The sequence below is a fragment of the Kitasatospora sp. NPDC088861 genome (assembly GCF_044750105.1).
In the GTDB taxonomy this organism is placed as follows: Bacteria; Actinomycetota; Actinomycetes; order Streptomycetales; family Streptomycetaceae; genus Kitasatospora.
This window is the reverse complement of the sequence record NZ_JBIVJF010000010.1, coordinates 200,881-220,934: the sequence shown is the minus strand read 5'-3', so window position 1 is coordinate 220,934 and position 20,054 is coordinate 200,881. Positions and strand designations below refer to the sequence as shown.

General features: G+C 73.0%; 25 protein-coding genes and 1 riboswitch. Of the genes, 4 read left to right on the top strand and 21 right to left on the bottom strand.

The features are described 5' to 3' along the window. Nucleotide 1: 1 nt before the first annotated feature. Nucleotides 2-649, bottom strand: a complete 648-nt coding sequence (gene pyrR / locus ACIP37_RS19700) for a bifunctional pyr operon transcriptional regulator/uracil phosphoribosyltransferase PyrR (protein WP_363583138.1) — start codon at nucleotides 647-649, stop codon at nucleotides 2-4. 330 nt (nucleotides 650-979) lie between these two features. Between pyrR and ACIP37_RS19695 the strand changes: the two genes are divergently transcribed. Continuing rightward, nucleotides 980-1,483: a transcriptional regulator gene (locus ACIP37_RS19695; RefSeq protein ID WP_031072501.1), complete on the top strand. Its 504-nt coding sequence runs from the start codon at nucleotides 980-982 to the stop codon at nucleotides 1,481-1,483. Nucleotides 1,484-1,607: 124 nt separating this feature from the next. Here ACIP37_RS19695 and ACIP37_RS19690 read toward each other — a convergent pair whose 3' ends face one another. The 10 genes from ACIP37_RS19690 to rpmB all read right to left on the bottom strand — a co-directional run bounded on the left by ACIP37_RS19690 (nucleotide 1,608) and on the right by rpmB (nucleotide 8,228). After that, on the bottom strand, nucleotides 1,608-2,549 hold the full coding sequence (locus ACIP37_RS19690; protein ID WP_363583136.1) for a hypothetical protein: 942 nt from the start codon (nucleotides 2,547-2,549) through the stop codon (nucleotides 1,608-1,610). Nucleotides 2,550-2,769: 220 nt separating this feature from the next. After that, nucleotides 2,770-3,597, bottom strand: a complete 828-nt coding sequence (locus ACIP37_RS19685) for a thioesterase family protein (protein WP_363583134.1) — start codon at nucleotides 3,595-3,597, stop codon at nucleotides 2,770-2,772. Between the two features lie 159 nt (nucleotides 3,598-3,756). Next, nucleotides 3,757-4,194, bottom strand: a complete 438-nt coding sequence (nusB, locus tag ACIP37_RS19680) for a transcription antitermination factor NusB (protein WP_063346766.1) — start codon at nucleotides 4,192-4,194, stop codon at nucleotides 3,757-3,759. Nucleotides 4,195-4,198: 4 nt separating this feature from the next. Next, nucleotides 4,199-4,762, bottom strand: coding sequence for an elongation factor P (gene efp / locus ACIP37_RS19675; protein ID WP_350877845.1), 564 nt, complete (start codon nucleotides 4,760-4,762; stop codon nucleotides 4,199-4,201). A 79-nt stretch (nucleotides 4,763-4,841) separates the two neighbouring features. Then, nucleotides 4,842-5,948: an aminopeptidase P family protein gene (locus tag ACIP37_RS19670; protein ID WP_363583132.1), complete on the bottom strand. Its 1,107-nt coding sequence runs from the start codon at nucleotides 5,946-5,948 to the stop codon at nucleotides 4,842-4,844. Between the two features lie 90 nt (nucleotides 5,949-6,038). Beyond that, nucleotides 6,039-6,212: a 50S ribosomal protein L32 gene (gene rpmF / locus ACIP37_RS19665; RefSeq protein WP_063346769.1), complete on the bottom strand. Its 174-nt coding sequence runs from the start codon at nucleotides 6,210-6,212 to the stop codon at nucleotides 6,039-6,041. Between the two features lie 53 nt (nucleotides 6,213-6,265). Continuing rightward, nucleotides 6,266-6,502 carry a 30S ribosomal protein S18 gene (rpsR, locus tag ACIP37_RS19660; protein WP_363583130.1) on the bottom strand — a complete coding sequence of 79 codons (237 nt, stop codon included), beginning with the start codon at nucleotides 6,500-6,502 and terminating at the stop codon, nucleotides 6,266-6,268. A gap of 12 nt (nucleotides 6,503-6,514) precedes the next feature. Then, entirely contained in the window at nucleotides 6,515-7,681 is a 1,167-nt protein-coding gene (locus ACIP37_RS19655) for a CobW family GTP-binding protein (protein ID WP_400844160.1), read from the bottom strand. Between the two features lie 5 nt (nucleotides 7,682-7,686). Then, the gene (gene rpsN / locus ACIP37_RS19650) at nucleotides 7,687-7,992 is read right to left on the bottom strand and encodes a 30S ribosomal protein S14 (RefSeq protein ID WP_363583126.1); all 306 of its coding nucleotides are present in this window, start codon (nucleotides 7,990-7,992) and stop codon (nucleotides 7,687-7,689) included. Continuing rightward, entirely contained in the window at nucleotides 7,992-8,228 is a 237-nt protein-coding gene (gene rpmB / locus ACIP37_RS19645; protein WP_363583124.1) for a 50S ribosomal protein L28, read from the bottom strand. The genes rpsN and rpmB overlap by 1 nt, the downstream gene beginning before the upstream one ends. Nucleotides 8,229-8,353: 125 nt before the next feature. Here rpmB and rpmG point away from each other — a divergent pair, with 125 nt between their 5' ends. Continuing rightward, on the top strand, nucleotides 8,354-8,518 hold the full coding sequence (gene rpmG, locus ACIP37_RS19640; protein WP_363583122.1) for a 50S ribosomal protein L33: 165 nt from the start codon (nucleotides 8,354-8,356) through the stop codon (nucleotides 8,516-8,518). 113 nt (nucleotides 8,519-8,631) lie between these two features. On the opposite strand, the gene ACIP37_RS19635 is transcribed toward rpmG, so the two are convergent. Continuing rightward, on the bottom strand, nucleotides 8,632-9,744 hold the full coding sequence (locus ACIP37_RS19635; protein ID WP_363583272.1) for a HoxN/HupN/NixA family nickel/cobalt transporter: 1,113 nt from the start codon (nucleotides 9,742-9,744) through the stop codon (nucleotides 8,632-8,634). A gap of 29 nt (nucleotides 9,745-9,773) precedes the next feature. Further along, nucleotides 9,774-9,988: riboswitch (cobalamin riboswitch) on the bottom strand. 81 nt (nucleotides 9,989-10,069) lie between these two features. Between ACIP37_RS19635 and ACIP37_RS19630 the strand changes: the two genes are divergently transcribed. Next, nucleotides 10,070-10,453, top strand: a complete 384-nt coding sequence (locus tag ACIP37_RS19630) for a metalloregulator ArsR/SmtB family transcription factor (RefSeq protein ID WP_363583120.1) — start codon at nucleotides 10,070-10,072, stop codon at nucleotides 10,451-10,453. Nucleotides 10,454-10,507: 54 nt separating this feature from the next. Here the strand turns inward: ACIP37_RS19630 and ACIP37_RS19625 are convergent, their stop codons facing one another. The 8 genes from ACIP37_RS19625 to mltG (ACIP37_RS19590) form a co-directional block, all read right to left on the bottom strand. Continuing rightward, nucleotides 10,508-11,317, bottom strand: coding sequence for a DNA-formamidopyrimidine glycosylase family protein (locus tag ACIP37_RS19625; protein ID WP_363583118.1), 810 nt, complete (start codon nucleotides 11,315-11,317; stop codon nucleotides 10,508-10,510). An 80-nt stretch (nucleotides 11,318-11,397) separates the two neighbouring features. Beyond that, nucleotides 11,398-12,258: an AAA family ATPase gene (locus ACIP37_RS19620; RefSeq protein WP_363583116.1), complete on the bottom strand. Its 861-nt coding sequence runs from the start codon at nucleotides 12,256-12,258 to the stop codon at nucleotides 11,398-11,400. A 79-nt stretch (nucleotides 12,259-12,337) separates the two neighbouring features. Further along, nucleotides 12,338-12,766: a type II 3-dehydroquinate dehydratase gene (gene aroQ, locus ACIP37_RS19615; protein ID WP_063350970.1), complete on the bottom strand. Its 429-nt coding sequence runs from the start codon at nucleotides 12,764-12,766 to the stop codon at nucleotides 12,338-12,340. Nucleotides 12,767-12,774: 8 nt separating this feature from the next. Beyond that, nucleotides 12,775-13,884 (bottom strand): 3-dehydroquinate synthase, encoded by a 1,110-nt coding sequence (aroB, locus tag ACIP37_RS19610; RefSeq protein ID WP_363583114.1) that lies wholly within the window; start codon nucleotides 13,882-13,884, stop codon nucleotides 12,775-12,777. Further along, the gene (locus ACIP37_RS19605) at nucleotides 13,877-14,398 is read right to left on the bottom strand and encodes a shikimate kinase (RefSeq protein ID WP_063346780.1); all 522 of its coding nucleotides are present in this window, start codon (nucleotides 14,396-14,398) and stop codon (nucleotides 13,877-13,879) included. Before ACIP37_RS19605 ends, aroB begins: the two co-directional genes overlap by 8 nt. Then, nucleotides 14,395-15,579 (bottom strand): chorismate synthase, encoded by a 1,185-nt coding sequence (gene aroC / locus ACIP37_RS19600; protein ID WP_350877858.1) that lies wholly within the window; start codon nucleotides 15,577-15,579, stop codon nucleotides 14,395-14,397. Before aroC ends, ACIP37_RS19605 begins: the two co-directional genes overlap by 4 nt. Nucleotides 15,580-15,788: 209 nt before the next feature. Then, nucleotides 15,789-16,619: a shikimate dehydrogenase gene (locus ACIP37_RS19595; protein WP_400803590.1), complete on the bottom strand. Its 831-nt coding sequence runs from the start codon at nucleotides 16,617-16,619 to the stop codon at nucleotides 15,789-15,791. A gap of 34 nt (nucleotides 16,620-16,653) precedes the next feature. Next, nucleotides 16,654-18,129 (bottom strand): endolytic transglycosylase MltG, encoded by a 1,476-nt coding sequence (gene mltG / locus ACIP37_RS19590; RefSeq protein WP_363627477.1) that lies wholly within the window; start codon nucleotides 18,127-18,129, stop codon nucleotides 16,654-16,656. On the opposite strand from mltG (ACIP37_RS19590), the gene ACIP37_RS19585 reads away from it, so the two are divergent. Further along, the gene (locus ACIP37_RS19585) at nucleotides 18,091-18,603 is read left to right on the top strand and encodes a hypothetical protein (protein ID WP_400844154.1); all 513 of its coding nucleotides are present in this window, start codon (nucleotides 18,091-18,093) and stop codon (nucleotides 18,601-18,603) included. The genes mltG (ACIP37_RS19590) and ACIP37_RS19585 overlap by 39 nt on opposite strands. Before the next feature lie 160 nt (nucleotides 18,604-18,763). Here ACIP37_RS19585 and mltG (ACIP37_RS19580) read toward each other — a convergent pair whose 3' ends face one another. Further along, nucleotides 18,764-20,026, bottom strand: a complete 1,263-nt coding sequence (gene mltG, locus ACIP37_RS19580) for an endolytic transglycosylase MltG (protein ID WP_400844151.1) — start codon at nucleotides 20,024-20,026, stop codon at nucleotides 18,764-18,766. Between the last annotated feature and the right edge of the window lie 28 nt (nucleotides 20,027-20,054).

Sequence of the window (20,054 nt, the reverse complement as noted above, 5' to 3'; positions counted from 1 at the left end):
GTTACTCCGAAAGGTGCGGTTCGGACGGCTGGGAGGCCAGGGCCTGCGAACCCTGTTCATCGCGCGCGGAGCGCGACGCATCGGTGTAGTCGCGGTCGCCGACCAGCACGGCGTCCACGCCGTCGCTGTCGGACAGGCGCACCTGCACGGCCTCGCGCAGCGAGGTGGGGAGGTTCTTGCCCACGTAGTCGGCCCGGATCGGCAGCTCGCGGTGGCCGCGGTCGACCAGGACGGCGAGCTGGACGGCGCGCGGGCGGCCGATGTCGTTCAGCGCGTCGAGCGCGGCCCGGATGGTGCGGCCGGAGAAGAGCACGTCGTCGACGAGGATGACGAGCTTGCCGTCGATGCCGCCGGACGGGATCTCGGTGTGCTCCAGGGCGCGGGCGGGCTTGAGCCGCAGGTCGTCCCGGTACATGGTGATGTCCAGGGCACCGAGCGGGATCTCGCGCCCGGTGATCTGGGCCAGCCGGCCGTGCAGGCGGCGGGCGAGGTGGACGCCCCTGGTGTGGATGCCGAGCAGCACGACGTCCTCTGCGCCCTTGGCGCGCTCGACGATCTCGTGCGCTATCCGGGTGACGACCCGGGCGATGTCCGTGCCGTCCAGCACCTGGTGCGGCGGTCGCGGCGTCGAATCTTGGTGTGTGGTCATGCCGAAGCGGACCTCCTTCCCCGCCTCACTGGACGGGCCTTAAAGGATGTCTGGGACTGCCCCCGCCGACCGGGCGTGGGCTTCGAGCCATCCTAGCAGCGGGCCGGGAGGCAACCGGACACGCACCATTCCGCTTCGCCGGGTTCACGCCCCGGACGCGCCGCGGATGCGGGCCATTCGCACGACTGCCCCATTCGGCTTGACGCAGCTACCTTACTCTACGTAACCTCACAGTGAGTTACGAGACGGACGTCGAACCCACCGGTAACGGCGTCGGCAATCGTCCGTGACCCACCACTGAACGCGAAGCAATCTCGTCCGGGGAGATCAATGTCCAGCGACTACGCGAAGCAACTCGGAGGCAAGCTCCGAGCGATCCGCACTCAGCAGGGTCTCTCCCTGCACGGTGTCGAGGAGAAGTCCCAGGGGCGCTGGAAGGCAGTCGTCGTCGGCTCGTACGAGCGCGGCGACCGTGCGGTCACCGTGCAGCGGCTGGCCGAGCTGGCGGAGTTCTACGGCGTCCCGGTGCAGGAGCTGCTGCCCGGCGGCACCCCCGGCGGCGCGGCCGAGCCGCCGCCGCGCCTGGTGCTCGACCTGGAGAGACTGACCCAGGTCCCGTCCGAGAAGGCCGGCCCGCTGCAGCGCTACGCGGCGACGATCCAGAGCCAGCGCGGCGACTACAACGGCAAGGTGCTGTCGATCCGCCAGGACGACCTGCGCACCCTGGCGGTCATCTACGACCAGTCGCCGTCGATCCTCACCGAGCAGCTGATCTCCTGGGGCGTGCTGAACCCCGACGCGCGCCGCGCGGTGCGCGAGGAGGAGGCGAGCTGACGCTCGCCGCACCGGCTCCCGCCGGCTCGGTCCGCGGTCCGGGCCACGCCCCGGGCCGTGCAGAAACGTCACGGCGCGGCACCCCGCATCCCGGGGGCCGCGCCGTCGCGCGTCCACGGCCGGCTCAGCAGACCGTCCCCAGGCTGTAGCCGGGCTGCGCCGCCACGCCGTCCAGCCGCACCGGCCCGGCAGCCGGCGCCCAGTCCTGCCCGCCGCTCGACCAGGCCCAGGAGGCCGGCAGGAAGTGCTCGTCGGCGGCTCCGCCACGGGCACCGCCCGCCGCCACCGAGCCCTGCGAGCCGTGCAGCACCGCCACCCCCGGCAGCTCCAGCGCCAATCCGGCGCACAGCACCGCGCAGACCAGCTCCAGGTCCTCGTCGTTGATCCGGACCACGCCGTCCTCCCACTGCAGCACCCGGGCCGCCGCGGTCAGCCGCCCGCCCGGCGCGTCCACCCGCAGCCGCAGCTCGTACACCCCGGCGCCCGCGCCGACCAGCATCCGGCGGAACACCTCGGCGCCGCGCTGGCGGGCGGCGCGCACCCAGCGGGCGTGCTCCTCGTCGACCTCGCCCGCAGCCCCGGACAGGCCGCCGTCCAGCAGCAGGTCGGCGTGGCAGAGCGTCAGCCCGTTCTCCCGGGCCCGGACCAGGCGCGGCACGAAGTCCCCGGCCAGTTCCTCGCCCTGATAGGCCAACAGCTGGGTCTGCAACGGCGGATTGACCAGGTAGCGGTCGCGGGCGAGCGGCTCGGCCGGGTCCAGCCCGTGCAGCACGCAGAACTCCGCGAAGTCCTGCGGGTGGAACATCCGGGCCCGCACGGTGTCGAAGCGCTCCAGGGCGTCGGCCAGCAGCTCGGCGGTCTCGGCCAGGTAGTGCTCGTGGTCGGCGGCGTTCGACAGCCCCCAGGCACGGGCCCGGGCGAAGTCGGCCGCGCTGGTCAGGATCCCGATGACGAACGCCTGCTCGGCCCCCTCGACCCGCCGCCGCTGGTGCGGCGCCCGCACCGTGGGTCGCGGGCCGCCGGCGGTGCAGTCGGAGTTGCGGCGGGCGCGGCCGTTGCGGCTCATGCGCCCACCTCGCTGCGCTCGGCACGGGCCTGCGCCCCTGCGCGCCTCTCGGTGGTTCGCTCGCTGCGCTCGCTCACGGGATGGCTCCTGGCATCGACGGGTACCGTCGGCGGGTGACGGTCAGCGGCCGGCTCGCCGCTGACCGTCTATCTCCCCATCCGCGCGCGCCGCACACGTACGGCGTGTCACAGGAATGTAACCGACGGTAAGACGATGTGATTCACGCCGTCCGCGGCACCCGGGCGAGCTGGCGGGACTGCGCGACCAGGCGGCCGGACTCGTCCCAGACCTCGGCGTCCTCCTCGAAGTACCCGCCGGCCACGTTGCGGGTGGCGTGGGTGACCCGCAGCCAGCCCGGGACCGGCCTGGCCCGCAGGTGGACGGTCAGTTCGACGGTCGGGGCCCACCCGGGCAGGCCCAGGTCGAAGGTCACCGGCGGCAGCGCGTCGGCGACCAGCAGGAGCAGCAGCGGGTCGGGATCGCGGCCGTCGGCGAGCCGGAACCAGCCCTGGATCCGCCCGTTGCCGGACGGCTGCCCGAGCGCCCAGCCGATGGTGGCCGGGTCCAGCCGCAGGTCGAAACGCTCCAGCAGCTCGGCCTGGGCGATCAGCTCCCGGGGCGCGTGCTCGACGCCGACGCACTGGTCCGGCGGCGGCAGCTGCGGCGGCACGGCGCTGGTGCGCACCTCGCCGTCGGCGGTGGAGAGGTCGCCGTGGCTGGCGACCACCCGCAGCCGCTCCACGCCGTCCTGGCTGAGCGAGGCGGTGCCGGTGGAGAGCCCGCGGCCGGTGCGCAGCACCTCGGTGCGGACGGTGGCTGGGCCGGGCGTGGAGGCGGACAGGTAGTAACCACTGATCGACACCGGGTCGGGGTGGTCGCCGTGCTCCAGCGACAGCGCGTGTCCGGCGACGGCGAGCAGCAGCCCGCCGTTGACCCCGCCGCCGATCTGCCAGCCGGCACCGAGTTCGGCCTCGTAGCGGCCGGGCTCGTCAGGGTGCCGGGTCAGGGCGATGCCCTGGTCGAACTCGCTGCGGGTCGCGGTGGTCATGGGGGTGGCCTGCCCTTCACTGCGGGTTTCCGAACGCCAAGTTACTGGCGAGTAGGGCACCACCTTACGCCGCCCGGGTGAAACGCGCGACGGCCGCCGGACCCGGAATCCGGGTCCAGCGGCCGTTCTGCGGGTCTCACCACCGCCGGTGGTCGGGACCTACCGGCGGATGCTCGGCTTCAGCTCCAGGAAGCGGGCGAGCAGGCCGTTGACGAAGGCCGGGGAGTCGTCCGTGGAGAACTCCTTGGCGATCTCCACGGCCTCGTCCAGGACGACCGCGTCCGGGACGCCGTCCTCCCAGATCAGCTCGTAGGCGCCGAGCCGCAGGACGTTGCGGTCCACGATCGGCATCCGGTCGAGGGTCCAGCCCACCGCGTACTGCGAGATCAGGTCGTCGATCCGGCGAGCGTGCTGGACGTACCCCTCGATCAGCTCCATGGTGTACTCGCCGACCTGCGGGGTGCCCTCGTCGGGCTTCGGCTCGCGGGCGCGGGCCACCCAGTCCGCGAGGACCCGCTGCGGGTCGACCCCGCGGTGGTCGGCCTCGAAGAGGATCTGGAAGGCCCGGGTGCGGGCCTTGCTACGTGCGGCCGACACGGACTTACTTCACCCGGCCGAGGTAGCTGCCGTCGCGGGTGTCGACCTTGATCTTCTCACCGGTGACGATGAAGAGCGGCACGGCGATCTCGGCACCGGTCTCCAGCGTGGCCGGCTTGGAGCCGCCGGTGGAGCGGTCGCCCTGGACGCCCGGCTCGGTGTGGGAGATCAGCAGCTCGACGGAGGCCGGGAGCTCGATGTACAGCGGGGAGCCCTCGTACATGGCGACCAGGGCCTCGAAGCCCTCCAGCAGGTACTTGGAGGCGTCGCCGACGACGGCCGGCTCGACCACGATCTGGTCGTAGGTGTCCGTGTCCATGAACACGAAGTTCTCGCCGTCCTTGTACGAGAACTGCATGCCGCGCTTGTCGACGTTGGCGGTCTCGACCTTGGTGCCGGCGTTGAAGGTCTTGTCGACGACCTTGCCGGTCAGGACCTCCTTGAGCTTCGTGCGCACGAAGGCCGGGCCCTTGCCGGGCTTGACGTGCTGGAACTCGACGACGGACCAGAGCTTGCCGCCCTCCAGCTTGAGGACCATGCCGTTCTTGAGATCGTTCGTGGAAGCCACGGGCGCACTTACTCCTGGATATAGCTGTCAAGGAACCAAGGCTTGCGTCCTGCCGCCGACGGCCGACGGGCGGCCGCGGTCACAGGGCGAGGAGCTCCTTGGTGGTGATGGTGAGCAGCTCGGGCCCGCCCTCCTCTGGGGGACGCACCACGAGCGTGTCCTCGATCCGGACACCGCCCTTGCCCGGGAGGTGGACCCCTGGGCCGACGGTGACCGGCACGCGGCTGTCCAGTTTACCCATGTCCGACGGACCGAGGCGCGGCGCCTCCCGGATCTCCAGCCCGATGCCGTGGCCCACCGGGTGCGGGGAGGTCTCGGTGTGGCCGGCCGCCTCCAGGATCTGCCGCGCGGCCCGGTCGGGCACGTACTGCTCCACGCCCGGCCCGAGTGCCTCCCGGGCGGCCCGCTGGGCCCGGAACACCAACCGGTGCAGCTCCACCTGCCAGGGCGCGGGCGCGGCGCCGATCACGAAGGTCCGGGCGGTGGAGACGCCGTAGCCCCGGTACTGGGCGCCCATCACCACGGTGAGGAAGTCGCCCTCCTCCACCCGGCGGTCGGTCGGCTGGTGGGCGGGCTGGCCGGAGTGGCTGCCGGTGCCGACGGACACCGGGTAGGCCGCCCGGTCCGCGCCGTGGTCGATCATCCGGCGTTCCAGCTCCATCGCCAGGTGCCGTTCGGTGCGGCCGACCAGGATCGACTCCAGCAGTTCGCCGAGCGCCTGGTCGGCGATCTCGGCGGCGATCCGCAGGTCGGCGATCTCGTGCTCGTCCTTGACCACCCGCAGCCGCTCGACCACCTGCCCCAGGTCGGCCAGCCGGGCCCCCTCCGCCAGGCCCGCCACCGCGCGGTGGCGGCTGACGGTCAGGTCGTGCTCCTCCACCGCCAGGTCCGCCACGCCCAGTCGCACGGCGGCGGCGGCCGCCGCCAGGGCGGTGTCCGCCGAGGCCGCCACCGGTACCTGGGTGACGTCCGGCGCGATCAGGTGTTCCCCGGTGTCGTCCGCCGGCAGATCGTCCGGCACTGCCAGCAGCACCCGCTCCCGGGTCAGCAGCAGCGTCGCCCCGCAGGGCGCGCAGCCCGTCAGATACCGCACGTTCGCCGCCCGGGTGATCAGCGCCGCATCGGCCCCGGCCGCACTGCAGTGCTCCCTCACCCGCTCCCGCCGACCCGCGTACGCATCAGACATGCGTCGAGCCTACGAACCCCCACTCCGATCCGCCCGCCGAGCACCCCCGACAGGGCGCGCCCCCACCCCCGCACGCCCCCTCCGTGGTCGCTACGCCCCCTCCGGGTCGATCAGGCCGCGGCGGTAGGCGGGGACCAGGTTCTGGGGGACGAGCAGTTCGCGGCCGTTGAGGGTGATCGGGACGAGCTTCGGGGCCTTGCCCTTCCACTGGGCCCGGCGGTGCCGGGTGTTGCTGCGGGACGTCTTGCGCTTGGGGACGGCCATCGGGGGCTCCTTGTCGGGTGGTGACGGTGGTGGCGGTGGTGACGGTGGTCCGGTTACCGGGTGGTGCCGGCGGCGTACGGGAGGAGGGCCATCTCGCGGGCGTTCTTGACGGCCCTGGCCACGGCGCGCTGCTGCTGGACGGTGAGCCGGGTGACGCGGCGGCTCCGGATCTTGCCGCGGTCGGAGACGAAGCGCCGCAGCAGGTCGGTGTCCTTGTAGTCGATGTACTCGATGCCGGCCGTGAACAACGGGTTCGGCCGGGCCTTGGGCGGGTTCGGTCGCTTACGCACAGTGACGGCTCCTCAGTGAACGGGGTCGAGCAGGTCCCGGAAGGCGTCCGGCAGGGCCTTCCAGCCGGGTTCGCCCGCCGCGAGTTCGGCGTCGGTGAGCAGACAGGAGTCGAGCAGCCCGGTGACGCCGTCGACGTCGAGGCCCTCCGCGGTGAAGCTGAGCTGCTGCACCCGGTCGCCGTGCAGAGGGTGCCAGTCGAGGGCGGCGGCGGCCCGGCGGGCGGGCGGGTAGAGCTCCCAGGCGGCGTCGGGCAGGGAGGTGAGCCAGGGGCCGCACTCCTCGACGGCGAGGTTGGCCCCGGCGGCGTCCCAGGCGAGCATCAGGTCGGGCCGGTTGGCCAGCCAGAAGCGGCCGCGGCTGCGCTGGGCGGCGGGGACGAGCAGTTCCAGCGCCCGGTGCAGCCGCTCGGGGTGCAGCGGGCGTCGGCGCTCCCAGACCAGCGTGGTGACGCCGGCCTCGTCGCTCTCCTGCGGGAGCAGCGCGATCGCCGGGTTGACCCGGTCGCGGGCGGCGGCGACGTCGAAGCCGCCGAGGGCGGCCCGGGTGAGCGCCCCGGTGCCGAGCCGGACGACCCGGGCGGTGGGGTGGAGCTGGCGGAGCAACGCGAGCCCGGGCGCGTGCGCCGTCGCGCGCGGGACGGCGAGGGTGGTGGCGTACTCGACCTGGTGGGCGAGCGCCTCCGCGCGGGTCCGCTGGTCCTGGACGGCGGTGTGCTCGCCGTGCTCCACCAGGTCGTCGGAGACGGAGAGTTCGCCGATCAGCCGGTCCGGGTCGACGGCCGTGACCACGCCCGCGAGTTCGACGGCGTCCTCCAGGTGGCGGCCGTCCGCCTCTCCCCCGGCGATCACCTCGACGGCCGGGTGCGGGTCGCTACCGCCCCACAGTTCGACGATCGCGAGCCCGTACCGGCCTTCGTCGGCGATCCGCAGCAGTCGCGGCAGCAGGTCCTCGCGCAGGGCGCAGCAGGGGCAGTCGTTCACCAGCGGGACGTCGGCGGCGTCGAACCCGCCTCCCGCGTCGCGCAGTTCACGGTGGACGACGCCCTGCGAGGCCTCCCGCAGGTCATGGTGGAGGACCACCGCGTCCACCGCTGCCGCCGCCAACTCCCGGACGGCGGCGCGGCGTTCGTCGGCGTGCAGTCCGGCGACGACCACCACGGGCAGTTTGATCCCGTCCACGCCGCTCACCAGCTGGCCTTGCGGACGCCGGGCAGGTGGCCGGCGTGGGCGTGAACGCGGAGGTTGACCCGGGAGAGGCCGAAGGCGCGCAGGTAGCCACGGGGGCGGCCGTCGACGGCGTCGCGGTTGCGGATCCGGGTGGCGCTGGCGTCGCGAGGCTGGCGGGCGAGTTCGGCCTGGGCGTCCGCGCGTTCGGCGGGGGCGGTGCCGGGGTGGGCGATGATCCGCTTGAGCTCGGCGCGGCGCTCGGCGTACCGGGCCACGACGGCGCGGCGCTGCTCGTTCTTGGCGATCTTGCTCTGCTTGGCCATCAGACCTTCCCCCCTCGGGCGCGGATGCGGGCGACGGCGGCCTCGATGCCGATCGTGTCGATGGTGCGGATGCCCTTGGCGCTGAGGGTGAGCCGGACGTACCGGCCCTCACCGGGCAGCCAGTAGCGCTTGTGCTGGATGTTGGGGTCGAAGCGACGGCGGGTGCGGCGGTGCGAGTGCGAGATCGCGTTGCCGAATCCGGGTTGGCGGCCGGTGAGTTGGCAGTGGGCGGACATGGGTGCTCCCTGGCGTCCGGGAATGGGCGGGACGGAGCTCACGTTACACCAGATGAAAATGACTTCCATTTCGGTGTACGGTTTCGCCTCAGCCCCGAACACCCCGCCAACCCGGGAGGACACCCATGGCCCGCAGCGAACTGCGCCCCGTCATCAAGCTCCGCTCCACCGCCGACACCGGCTACACGTACGTGACCCGCAAGAACCGCCGCAACGACCCGGACCGGATGGTCCTGCGCAAGTACGACCCGGTCGCGCGCCGGCACGTCGACTTCCGCGAAGAGCGCTGAACCCCGCCCGCCCGACGACCGGCACCGGCCCGCAGCGACGAAACGGCGCCTCCCCCCGGGATCCCGGGGGAGGCGCCGTCGCTGATCGCTGCCGTCGCTGATCGCAGCCGTCGCTACTCGGCGGCCACCCAGCGCTTCTCCACCCGGGCCAGCTTCCAGTAGGCGATCGCCGCGGCCCAGACCACCACGAACAGCCCGGCGATCGCGTAGCCGACGTTGTCCAGCGAGATGCCCGCGATCCAGCCGGTGACCGGGTCGGTCAGATCGAGCTTCTCGTGCAGCACGCCGACCAGTTCGATGGTGCCGATGACGAAGGCCACCGCGATCGACAGCCCAGTGATCGTCAGGTTGTAGTACACCTTCCGGACCGGGTTCGCGAAGGCCCACTGGTACGCGAAGTTCATGAACGTCCCGTCCAGGGTGTCGAACAGGCTCATCCCGGCCGCGAACAGCAGCGGCAGGCAGACGATCGCGTACCAGGGCAGCCCGGCCGCCGCGCCCGACCCGGCCATCACCATCAGGGTGACCTCGGTCGCGGTGTCGAAGCCCAGCCCCAGCACCATGCCCACCGGGAACATCTGCCCGGGCCGGGTGATCGACCGGGTCGCCCGGTTCAGCACCCGGGCCATGAAGCCGCGCGAGTTGAGGTGCTCCTCCAGCTGCGCCTCGTCGTACGACCCGGCCCGCATCGCCCGGAACACCTTGAGTATGCCGAGCAGCGCGGCCAGGTTGAGCGCGCCGATCAGGTAGAGGAACGCGCCGGAGGCCGTCGTGCCGACCATCCCGAGCCACTTGTGGGTGGCCGAGTCGTCGTCCATCAGCGTGCTGGCCAGCTGCGCGCCGCCCGCCACCAGGGCGGCCATCAGCACCACCATCGAGGAGTGCCCGAGGGCGAACCAGAAGCCGACCGAGACCGGCCGCTTGCCGTCCGCCATCAGCTTGCGGGTGGTGTTGTCGATCACCGCGATGTGGTCGGCGTCGAAGGCGTGCCGCATGCCGAGGGTGTACGCGGTGATCCCGAGGCCCACCCCGAAGACCTGGGTGCCGACCGCGTAGTTGTGGGGCGCGACCAGGAAGACGAGCGTCCCGAAGGCCACCACGTGCATGGCCAGGATCACCCCCATCAACCCGGCCGTGCGGACGGTGTCCTCGCGCTTCCAGCGGAACGTGGGCAGCACGGACGGTGTCGCCGGCGCCTCGGCGGCGGCGGTTTCGGGCAGGGTCATTCGGGTCACGCTCCAGCACCTCGTGGAAACACTTCGTGAGATGCCGTGGCCGGTCTCCTGGCTTACGGGGGTCCCGTACCCGCCTTCCCAGGTGCGCGAGGCTCCCAGTGGCGTCGTGGGTACGGACGTCTCTCCATCGTCGACGATCACGATGGCCCGATCACAGTGGCGAGGGCCGCTCCGGACTGGGACCCCTGAGGATCCGTCACCGGTCTTCCCGAGCACCACGGCGGGGAACACCGTAGGGGCCAGGACCCACCCTTGCAAGGCTGCGCACCTGCGCAGGTGTCCAGGATCACAGGCCCCCTCCTGCAACAATGTGCGCATGCATCTCGTACCGGCCGACCGCGCGGGCCACCGCACCATCGACGGACACCGGGTCTGCGAGGCCATCGCCGCGATCGGCGACCCCGCGCACGTCCGCACCTGGGCCGAGCGGTTCTCCCTGCTCGCCGACCCCGGGCGGCTCGCCCTCCTGCTCGCCCTCCACCGGGCCGGCCCGCTCGCCGTCTCCGACCTCGCCGTCGCCACCGGCATGCGCGACCCCGCCGTGTCCCAGGCCCTGCGGCTGCTCCGCACCGCGGGCGTGGTCACCGGGGACAAGGACGGGCGGATCGTGCGCTACCGGCTCGTGGACGAGGCCCTGCGCCCCCTCCTCGACGCGTGCGCCGCCGCCGAACACCACGAGCCCAGCGCGGCCGTCGTCTGACCGGCTCCTCCGGAGGACGCGCCGGGGCCCGGCCGGAGCAACCCTCGAACGCGGTCAGGCCGCCTGGCAGGCGGGGCACCAGAAGAGGTTGCGCGCGGCGTGCTGCTCCGTCCGGACCTCGGTGCCACAGACCAGGCAGGGCATCGCGGCCCGCCGGTAGACGTACACCTCGCCGCCGTGGTCGTCGACGCGCGGCGGGCGGCCCATCGCCTCGGGGGTGTGCTCGGGGCGGACGGTGTCGATCCGGCCCGCGCCGACGCCCTCGTGCATCAGGGCGACCAGGTCGGCCCAGATCGCGTCCCACTCGCCCCGGGTGAGGTCGCGGCCGGCGCGGTGCGGGTTGATCCCGTGGCGGAACAGCACCTCGGCCCGGTAGACGTTGCCCACCCCGGCCAGCACCTTCTGGTCCATCAGCAGCGCGGCGACGGTCGTCCGGCTGGCCGATATCCGGCGCCAGGCGGCCTGCGGGTCGGCGTCGGCGCGCAGCGGGTCGGGGCCCAGCCGGGCGGCGACGGCGTCCTTCTCCGCGCCGGTGACCAGCGCGCAGGTGTTGGGGCCGCGCAGGTCCGCGTAGCCGTCGTCGTTGGCCAGCCGCAGCCGGACCAGGCCGACCGGCTCGGGCGCGGGCCCGGTACCGAAGGCGAAGCCGCCGTAGAGGCCGAGGTGGACGTGCACCCAGGCGCCCTCCTCGAAGCCGAGGAACAGGTGCTTGCCGACGGCTTCGGCCGCGGTGAGCAGCTGCCCGTCGATGGCCTTGGCCTCGTCGGCGAACCGGCCCTGCGGGCTGGACACCTCGACCGGACGGCCGCCGAAGGCCTTCCGGTTCTCGGCGGCGAGGCGGTGGATGATGTGGCCTTCCGGCACGGGCGTCAGCTCCCCCGGGGTGGTTCGACAGGACCCGCACATCATCGCAGCCGGCACCGACACCGCCGGATCGTCGCAGGTCAGCGCACCGGCATGCCCATCAGCCGGGCCAGGATGACGCGGTCCAGCTCGGCGGCGGTGCCAGCCACGTCCAGGTACGAGTTGTCGATGATCGGCAGCCCGGAGTTGTACCAGCCGGCCATCCGGCCGTGGATCCGCGCCACCTCCTCGTCACCGAGCCGCCGGGTGCCGCCGCGCCGGGCGTTGCGGTGCAGCACGGAGTCCAGGCTGGGCAGCAGCACGACCGGGATCATGCCGGGGCCGATGTGCCGCTTCCAGCCGCCGAGGCCGATGGCCGGGCGGTCCGGGAAGACGGCGTCGTCGATGATGCAGGAGATGCCGTTGGCGAGGTAGTTGCGGCAGGCGAAGCCGCAGGTGCGGCGGGCCAGCCGGTACTGCGCCTCGGAGGCGTTGTTCCAGCCGGACTGCGGGTTGGCGAAGCCGGACTGCACCCACTCGCGGACGTCGTCCAGGCTGATGTGCGCGGTCGGGCTGGGCCGGCGCTCGGCCCAGTACCGGGCGACGGTGGTCTTGCCGGCCCCGGCCGGGCCGATCAGCAGGACGGCGATCGGACTGGTGGGCGCGTGCCGCTGCGGCGGGTGGGCGGGGAGTTGCACGGGCGTGCCGGAGGGCAGCACGAAGTGCCCGGTGGACCCGACGGGGACCGGCGCGCCGGGCGCGGGTGCGGCCGGGGCGGGCGCGGCAACAGGAGCGGGAGCGGGCGGCACCGGAGCGGCCGGAACCGGCGGCGCGGCGGCGGGAACAGGAGCCGGAGCGGGCGGCACCGGCGGCGGCACGGCGGCCCCCGACGGCTGCGGCCCCGGCGGAGCGACGGGACGCGGCGGGACCTGCCCACCCCCGGCGTACTGCGTCACGGTCACCTCCCGACACCTCTCAGCGGGGAGACTACACGGCGGCCCGGCGGCGGGCACAGTCCGCCGCCGGGCCGCTGACCAGGCGTCAGCGCGTGGTGAGTTGCTCGGCCAGGGCGCGCAGGGCCAGCTCGTACGAGCCGAGCCCGAACCCCGCGATGGTGCCGGAGGCCACCGCGGCGATCACCGAGGTGTGCCGGAAGGTCTCCCGGGCGTACGGGTTGGAGATGTGCACCTCGATCAGCGGCGCGGTGCGCTGCGAGGCGGCGTCCCGCATCGCGTACGAGTAGTGCGTGAACGCGCCCGGGTTGATCACCACGGGCACCTTGCCGTCGGCCGCCTCGTGCAGCCACTCCACCATCTGCTGCTCGGAGTTGGTCTCGTGCACCTCGACCTCGAAGCCGAACTCCTTGCCGAGCGCGGTGCAGCGCTCGACCAGCCCGGCGTAGGAGGTGGCGCCGTAGACGTCCGGCTCGCGGCTGCCGAGCCGCCCGAGGTTGGGGCCGTTGAGCACCATGACCCTGGTCACGCCGAGACCTCCGCGTAGGCGGCGACCAGCAGGGACGGGTCGGGGCCCTCCAGGACGGAGGTCTTGCCGAGGCCGTCCAGGACGATGAAGCGGATCAGGTCGCCGCGCGACTTCTTGTCGATCTTCATGGCGTCCAGCAGCTTCGGCCAGGCGTCCGCCTGGTAGCGCAGCGGCAGGCCGACGGAGGCCAGCACGGTGCGGTGCCGGTCCGCCGTCTCGTCGTCCAACCGGCCCGCCAGGCGGCCGAGTTCGGCGGCGAAGACCATGCCGATGGAGATCGCGGCGCCGTGCCGCCACTTGTAGCGCTCGTTGCGCTCGATGGCGTGGCCGAGGGTGTGGCCGTAGTTGAGGATCTCGCGCCGGCCGGACTCCTTGAGGTCCCCGGAGACCACGTCGGCCTTGACCTGGATGGCGCGGCGGATCAGCTCGACGGTGTGCGTGCCGTCCGGGGTCTTGGCGCCCTCCGGGTCGGCCTCGATCAGGTCGAGGATGGCCGGGTCGGCGATGAAGCCGCACTTGATGACCTCGGCGAGGCCGGAGACGTAGTCGTGCTTGGGCACGGTCGCCAGGGTGTCGAGGTCGGCCAGCACGCCCACCGGCGGGTGGAAGGCGCCGACCATGTTCTTGCCCTCGGCGATGTTGATGCCGGTCTTGCCGCCGACGGCCGCGTCGACCATGCCGAGCAGCGTGGTGGGCATGGAGATCCAGCGGACGCCGCGCAGCCAGGTCGCGGCGACGAAGCCGGCCAGGTCGGTGGTGGCGCCGCCGCCGAGGCCGACGACGACGTCGCTGCGGGTGAAGCCGGTCTGCCCGAGCACCGACCAGCAGTACGCGGCGACCTCGGCGCTCTTGGCGTCCTCGGCGTTGGGCACCTGGAGCGCGATCGCCTCGTAGCCCTCGCCGAGCAGGTCCTCGCGGATGGCGTCGGCGGTGGCGGCCAGCGCCTCGGGGTGGATGATCGCGACCCGCTTGGCGCCTCTTGTCCCCAGACTGGGGGGACTGATCAGCGCCGACAGCTCGCCGAGCAGCTGGTGCCCGATCAGCACGTCGTACGGGTCGTGGCCGGCGCTGCCGCCGACGTGAATCCTGACGATGGGGTCAGTCATGGGGGGTCTTCAGCTCCAGTGCTTCCAGTACGGCGTCCGCGACCTGCTCGGGGGTGCGGCCGGCGGTGTCGACGACGGCGGTGGCCACCTCCAGGTAGAGGGGCCGGCGGGCCTCCATCAGCTCGCGCCAGCGGGCCCGCGGGTTGATGGCCAGCAGCGGGCGCGGGGCGTCCAGGCCGACCCGCTTGACCGCGTCCGCCAGCGGGACCTCCAGGAAGACGACCGGCAGCTCGCGCAGCAGGGCGCGGGTGGCCTCGGCCATCACCGCGCCGCCGCCGAGTGCCAGCACGCCGTCGTGCTCCGTGGCGCCCGTGCGCACGGCCCGGACCTCCAGCTCGCGGAAGTGCGGCTCGCCCTCGTCGATGAAGATCTCCGGGATGGGCTTGCCGGCCAGCGCCTCGATGTCGGCGTCGGTGTCCCGGAAGCCGACGCCCAGGCGCTCGGCCAGGGCCCGCCCGACGGTGGACTTGCCACTGCCGGGCGGGCCGACCAGCACAACGACCGGAACGGTCATCGGATGATCAGGTTGTCGAGGTAGCCCTGCACGTTGCGGCGGGTCTCGGAGACGTGGTCACCGCCGAACTTCTCGTTCACCGCGTCGGCCAGCACCAGCGCGACCATCGCCTCGGCGACGATCCCGGCGGCCGGCACGGCGCAGACGTCCGAGCGCTGGTGGTGCGCCTTGGCCGGCTCGCCGGTGCGCACGTCCAGGGTCTGCAACGCCCGCGGCACGGTGGCGATCGGCTTCATGGCGGCACGCACCCGCAGCACCTCGCCCGTGGTCAGGCCGCCCTCGGTGCCGCCGGAGCGGCCGGATGTGCGCTTGACGCCCTCGGGGGTCGGGACGATCTCGTCGTGCGCCTGCGAGCCGGGCACCCGGGCCAGCTCGAAGCCGTCGCCGACCTCGACGCCCTTGATCGCCTGGATGCCCATCAGCGCGGCGGCCAGCCGGGCGTCCAGCCGGCGGTCCCAGTGCACGTGCGAGCCCAGACCCACCGGCACGCCGTACGCGAGCACCTCGACCACGCCGCCGAGGGTGTCGCCGTCCTTGTGGGCCTGGTCGATCTCGGCGACCATCGCCTTCGAGGCGTCGGCGTCCAGGCAGCGGACCGGGTCGGCGTCCAGCCGCGCCTCGTCCGAGGGCAGCGGCAGCACACCGGCCGGGGCCTTGGCGGCGGCCAGCTCGACCACGTGGCTGACGATCTCGATCCCGCAGGTCTCCTTCAGGTACGCGCGGGCGACGGCACCGAGCGCGACCCGGGCGGCCGTCTCACGGGCGCTGGCGCGCTCCAGGATCGGACGGGCCTCGTCGATCGAGTACTTCTGCATGCCGGCCAGGTCGGCGTGGCCGGGGCGGGGGCGGGTGAGCGCCTCGTTGCGGGCCAGACCGGCCAGCACCTCGGGGTCGACCGGGTCGGCCGACATGACCTGCTCCCACTTCGGCCACTCGGTGTTACCGACCATGACCGCCACCGGGCTGCCCATGGTCTCGCCGTGCCGGACGCCGCCGAGGAACGTCACCTCGTCCTGCTCGAACTTCATCCGTGCGCCGCGACCGTAACCGAGCCGGCGGCGCGCCAGCGCGTCGGCCACCACCGCGGTGGTGACCGGTACACCGGCGGGCAGGCCTTCCAGCGTCGCGACGAGTGCGGGGCCGTGCGACTCCCCCGCCGTCAGCCAGCGCAACGTACCCAACGGAGCTCCTTCATCAGCGGACCGGCCTCGGCACCTGCCGGGGCCCGCCCGGGCGTGCCTTTTCCCCTGAATCCTTTCACGTCCCGGCGGCACCCGGAGGCCCAGTCCGCGTGACGGACGGCAACCGGCCAGTCGGCGGGACGGTGGTCGGCACGATTCCGGCCACCCGGCCGGGCGGTGGTCGGCGCGATCCGGCCACCGGCCCGGCCTCAGCGCCCGGCGAGGGCCTTCTCGCCCGCCTCGCGCATCGCCGCCAGCGGCCCCGGCGCCCGCCCGGTGAAGGCCTCGCTCTGCAGCACCGCCTGGTGCACCAGCAGGTCCAGCCCGCCCAGGACGGTCGCCCCGCGCGCGGCGCAGGCCTCGGCCAGCGCCGTCGGCCACGGGTGGTACAGCACGTCGAACAGCGCCCCCGGCGCGGCGGGCAGTGCCCCGGCGAAGGCGTCGGTCGCACCGACCGGCGTGGTCGAGACGGTCAGCGGCCGCGCCAGCGCCTCCGCGCCGCGCTCCCAGTCGGCGGTGCGCACGGCGACGCCCAGCCGCTCGCCCAGCTCGGCCATCTCCCGGGCCCGCTCCGCGCTGCGCACGTAGACGGTCACCTCGCCGGTGCAGACCTGGGCCAGCGCCGCCAGCGCCGAGGAGGCGGTGGCCCCGGCACCCAGCACGGCCGCGGCCGGCACCTCGGTGATGCCCCGCTCGCGCAGCGCGTTCACCAGCCCGGGGACGTCGGTGTTGTCCCCGGTGCGCCGCCCGTCGGCGGTGAACACCACGGTGTTCACCGCGTCCACCGCGCGGGCCGTCGCGCTGACCTCGTCCAGCAGCGGGATGATCGCCCGCTTCAGCGGCATGGTCAGCGACAACCCGGCCCACTCGGCCTCGTCCAGCCCGGTGAGGAAGCCGGGCAGGCCGGCCTCGTCGACCTCGAAGCGGTCGTAGCGCCAGCCGTCCAGCCCGAGCGCCGCGAAGGCGGCCCGGTGCAGGTCCGGCGAGAGCGAGTGGGCGATCGGCGAGCCGAGGACGGCGGCCCGGTGCTTGCTGGTCAACGTTGCTCCTCCGTGAACGGCGGTGCGGTGGCGGCTACTTGGTGGTGCAGTGGAGGCCGACCTTGTCGAAGCCCTGGCCCGCCGCCCGGCAGTACGCCTCGACGTTGGCCGCGTGCTCCTTGTCCGTCTCGGCGAAGAGGGTCTTGATCGGGGACATCGCGATGAAGTACAGCCACTTGCCGTCCGCCGGGTTGAGCACCGCCTTGAGCGCGTCGTCGCCGGGGTTGGAGATCGGCGTCGGCGGCAGACCCGGGTTGATGTAGGTGTTGTACTTGTTGGACCCGTCGTTGATGTCCTTCTTGTCCAGGTCCTTGCGGCCCAGCGAGTACTGCAGCGTGGTGTCCATGCCGAGCGTGTGGCGCACGGCATCGCTCGCCAGCCGGTTCTGGATGGTCCTGGCCATCTTGCCGAAGTCCTCGACGTTGTTGCCCTCGCGCTGCAGGATGCTCGCCTCGATGACCACCTCGTACGCGTTCTTGAGGCCCGCCTTGGACGCGTCGGCGTCCAGCGTCGCGTACTTGTCGGTGGCGTTCTTCACCATCTGCTTGAGCAGGTCCTCGGGCTTCATGCCGTCGGCGATGTTGTACCGGGTCGGCCAGAGGAAGCCCTCGACGTTGCCGTTCGCGTACGCCGGCAGGCCGAGACTGCCGACCTGGGCCTTGGCGACACCCGCCGTGGTGCCCTGCGGCAGCTTCAGCTTCCCGTCGATCAGGGTGTAGATGTCCGCGGCGGTCTTGCCCTCGGGGATGACCAGCGCCGCACCGCCGGCCCCGTTGAGCAGCTCGCTCAGCGCGGTGGCGGCCGGCAGCTCCTTCTTCAGCGAGTAGAAGCCCGGCTGGATGGTCGTGCACTTCGGCTCGGCGGAACAGACCTTGCCGAAGGCGTCGACGCTCTTGACCACGCCGGCGTTCTTCAGCGCCAGGCCGATCTGACCGCCGACCGCACCCGACTTGACCTCGACCTGGACGGGGCTGCCGCCCTCGCCCGTGAAGTCCGGCGGCGGGCCGAAGTGGTCCTGGTAGAAGCCGTAGCCCCACCAGCCGGCCCCGCCCAGGGCGCCGACCAGCACCAGCGCGACCAGCAAGCAGGCCCCGCCGTTGCGGCGGCCGGACTTCTTGCCCTTCTCCTTGCGCTTCTTCTGCGCGTCGCGGGAGGAGTCCTCCTCGCCGAGGAAGCCATCCTGCTCGGCGTGGCCGTCCTCGTCGCGGTGCTCGGCGTCCTCGTGGTGGCCGTCCTCCTGGAAGCCGTCCGGGTGGCCGTCCCACTCGTCGGTCTCGGGCGCGTGCCCGCCGACCGGGTCGGCGCCGGCCTCCAGCGCGGCGGCCTCGGCCTCCCAGTCGATGCCGTCCGGGCCGGGGCCGCTGACGGGCGCGACCGGCTCGGGCTCCGGCGCCGCGCGACGCCGCCGCCCGGGCTGCGCGCCCTGCTGCGGGATGCCCGGCTGCTGCTGCGCACCGGGCTGCTGAAGCTGTTGGGGCTGCTGCGGGGCCATCCCCTGCTGCTGCGCCATGCCCTGCTGCTGCGCCATACCCGGCTGCTGCTGACCGTCCGGGAACCCCTGCTGCTGATACCCCTGCGGGTACCCCTGCTGCGGCATCTGCTGCATCTGCTGCTGTTGCTGCGGGTACCCCTGCTGCGGGTAGCCCTGCTGCTGCATCTGCTGCTGGGGCACCTGCTGCTGCGGGTACTGCTGCTGTCCGCCCGGGAACCCCTGCTGCTGATACCCCTGCGGGTACCCCTGCTGCGGCATCTGCTGCATCTGCTGCTGCGGATACCCCTGCTGCTGCATGTCTCCGTACGGCTGCTGGACCGGCTCGCCCTGCTGCTGGGGATACTGCTGGACCGGCTCGCCCTGCTGGGGATACTGCTGCCACTGGCCGTCCTGCTGGCCGGGGACCGGCTGCTGGCCGCCGTACCCGGGGTCACCGGGGTGCCACGGCTCAGAGCCCTGGGGGCCGTAGCCCCGACCCAGATCGGTCATTGATCCCCTTAACCGACGAAGACGGCCGGAGGATCGGACCGGCCGTCCGGGACGCGGTCCCGGCTGATTCTCGAACCGGCGTGCTAGCGCAGCGCCTGGGAGGAGACGTTACCGTACCGCACACGTGCCCCCGGCAGGGCGGACGTGCCGTCAGTGTCCGACCTCACCCGCCCGTGCTCGGCTCGGGCGCCGGCGCCGGCGGCCCGGAGGCGGGGGCGGACGCGCCGGCCGAAGCCGACGGCAGGGCCGAGGCACTCGGCTTCGCCGACGCCCGGTTGGCGTTGAACTCGGCGACGTTGCGCTGCTGCACGTCGAAGCTGTCGGTGAAGCGGGTGTCCCCCGGTTTCACGGTGACGAAGTAGAGCCAGTCCCCCTGCGCCGGGTCCAGCGCCGCCATGATCGCCTGCCGCCCCGGGTTGGAGATCGGCGTGGGCGGCAGCCCGGGGTGCAGGTAGGTGTTGTACGGGGAGTCCAGCCGGGTGTCGGTGACGGTGGTGTTCAGGGTCGACCGGCCGAGCGCGTAGTTGATCGTGGAGTCGAGCTGCAGCGGCATGCCCTTGGCGAGCCGGTTGTAGATGACCCGCGCCACCTTGCCCATGTCCTCGTTGTTGTCGGCCTCGCCCTGGACCATGCTGGCCACGGTGACCAGCCCGTACAGGCTCTGCCCGAGGTTCTGCGCGACGACGTTCGCGTCGTCCCGGCTGAACTCCTTGCCGGCCCGCTCCACCATCTGTTTCAGCAGGTCGATCGCGGTGGTCCCGTCGGTGACGCTGTACGTCGCGGGGAAGAGGTAGCCCTCGGGGCTGCCCTTGGCGAAGTCCGGCAGGCCCAGTTCGGCTCCCTGCTCCTGGGCGGTGCGCTGGGTGGTGCCCTCCGGCAGGCGCAGCTTGTGGTCGATGGCCACGTAGATCTGGTAGCCGCGCCAGCCCTCGGGGATGGTCAGGCCGTTGGCGTTGGCCGGGTCGATCAGCACGGTCAGCGCGGCCGCGGCCGACATCCGCTGCTTCAGGGTGTAGGTACCGGGCTGGATCCGCCCGGCAGCCGCGGCGCTGCCCTTGGCCGCCCGGGTGAAGGCGAGCGAGCTGGCCACCACCCCGTTGCGGACCAGGGCGGACGCGATCTGGGACAGGCCCGCGCCCTCCGGCACCGAGACCTGGACGCTGCCGGTGCCCTGCCCCGCGTAGTCGGCGGCGGCCGGGGGTGTGCGCTGCCCCTGGAGCCAGGCGTACCCGGCGAGGCCCGCCCCGCCGAACACCGCGACCAGGGCGAGCGCGGTGAGCGCGCAGGCCAGTCCGTTACGCCGTCGGTGCGGATCGGGTGCATCGGGGCGCATGCGGGGCGCGCCCGGCGGCCGGCCCTCCGGCTCCAGCACCGGCGCACCCAGGTGCCCGGGCGTGAGCCCCGGGTGGAAGTCCTGGTCGGTCATGGCTCGCGTCCCCTCGGCAGTGCCGAAA

Bases quoted from the DNA above. Each gene is read 5' to 3' on its own strand.
- pyrR (WP_363583138.1), bottom strand. From the start codon at position 649: ATGACCACACACCAAGATTCGACGCCGCGACCGCCGCACCAGGTGCTG.
- ACIP37_RS19695 (WP_031072501.1), top strand. From the start codon at position 980: ATGTCCAGCGACTACGCGAAGCAACTCGGAGGCAAGCTCCGAGCGATC.
- ACIP37_RS19690 (WP_363583136.1), bottom strand. From the start codon at position 2,549: ATGAGCCGCAACGGCCGCGCCCGCCGCAACTCCGACTGCACCGCCGGC.
- ACIP37_RS19685 (WP_363583134.1), bottom strand. From the start codon at position 3,597: ATGACCACCGCGACCCGCAGCGAGTTCGACCAGGGCATCGCCCTGACC.
- ACIP37_RS19670 (WP_363583132.1), bottom strand. From the start codon at position 5,948: ATGTCTGATGCGTACGCGGGTCGGCGGGAGCGGGTGAGGGAGCACTGC.
- rpmF (WP_063346769.1), bottom strand. From the start codon at position 6,212: ATGGCCGTCCCCAAGCGCAAGACGTCCCGCAGCAACACCCGGCACCGC.
- rpsN (WP_363583126.1), bottom strand. From the start codon at position 7,992: ATGGCCAAGCAGAGCAAGATCGCCAAGAACGAGCAGCGCCGCGCCGTC.
- rpmB (WP_363583124.1), bottom strand. From the start codon at position 8,228: ATGTCCGCCCACTGCCAACTCACCGGCCGCCAACCCGGATTCGGCAAC.
- rpmG (WP_363583122.1), top strand. From the start codon at position 8,354: ATGGCCCGCAGCGAACTGCGCCCCGTCATCAAGCTCCGCTCCACCGCC.
- ACIP37_RS19635 (WP_363583272.1), bottom strand. From the start codon at position 9,744: ATGACCCTGCCCGAAACCGCCGCCGCCGAGGCGCCGGCGACACCGTCC.
- ACIP37_RS19630 (WP_363583120.1), top strand. From the start codon at position 10,070: ATGCATCTCGTACCGGCCGACCGCGCGGGCCACCGCACCATCGACGGA.
- aroQ (WP_063350970.1), bottom strand. From the start codon at position 12,766: ATGGTGCTCAACGGCCCCAACCTCGGGCGGCTCGGCAGCCGCGAGCCG.
- aroB (WP_363583114.1), bottom strand. From the start codon at position 13,884: ATGACTGACCCCATCGTCAGGATTCACGTCGGCGGCAGCGCCGGCCAC.
- ACIP37_RS19605 (WP_063346780.1), bottom strand. From the start codon at position 14,398: ATGACCGTTCCGGTCGTTGTGCTGGTCGGCCCGCCCGGCAGTGGCAAG.
- mltG (WP_363627477.1), bottom strand. From the start codon at position 18,129: ATGGCGCAGCAGCAGGGGATGGCCCCGCAGCAGCCCCAACAGCTTCAG.
- mltG (WP_400844151.1), bottom strand. From the start codon at position 20,026: ATGACCGACCAGGACTTCCACCCGGGGCTCACGCCCGGGCACCTGGGT.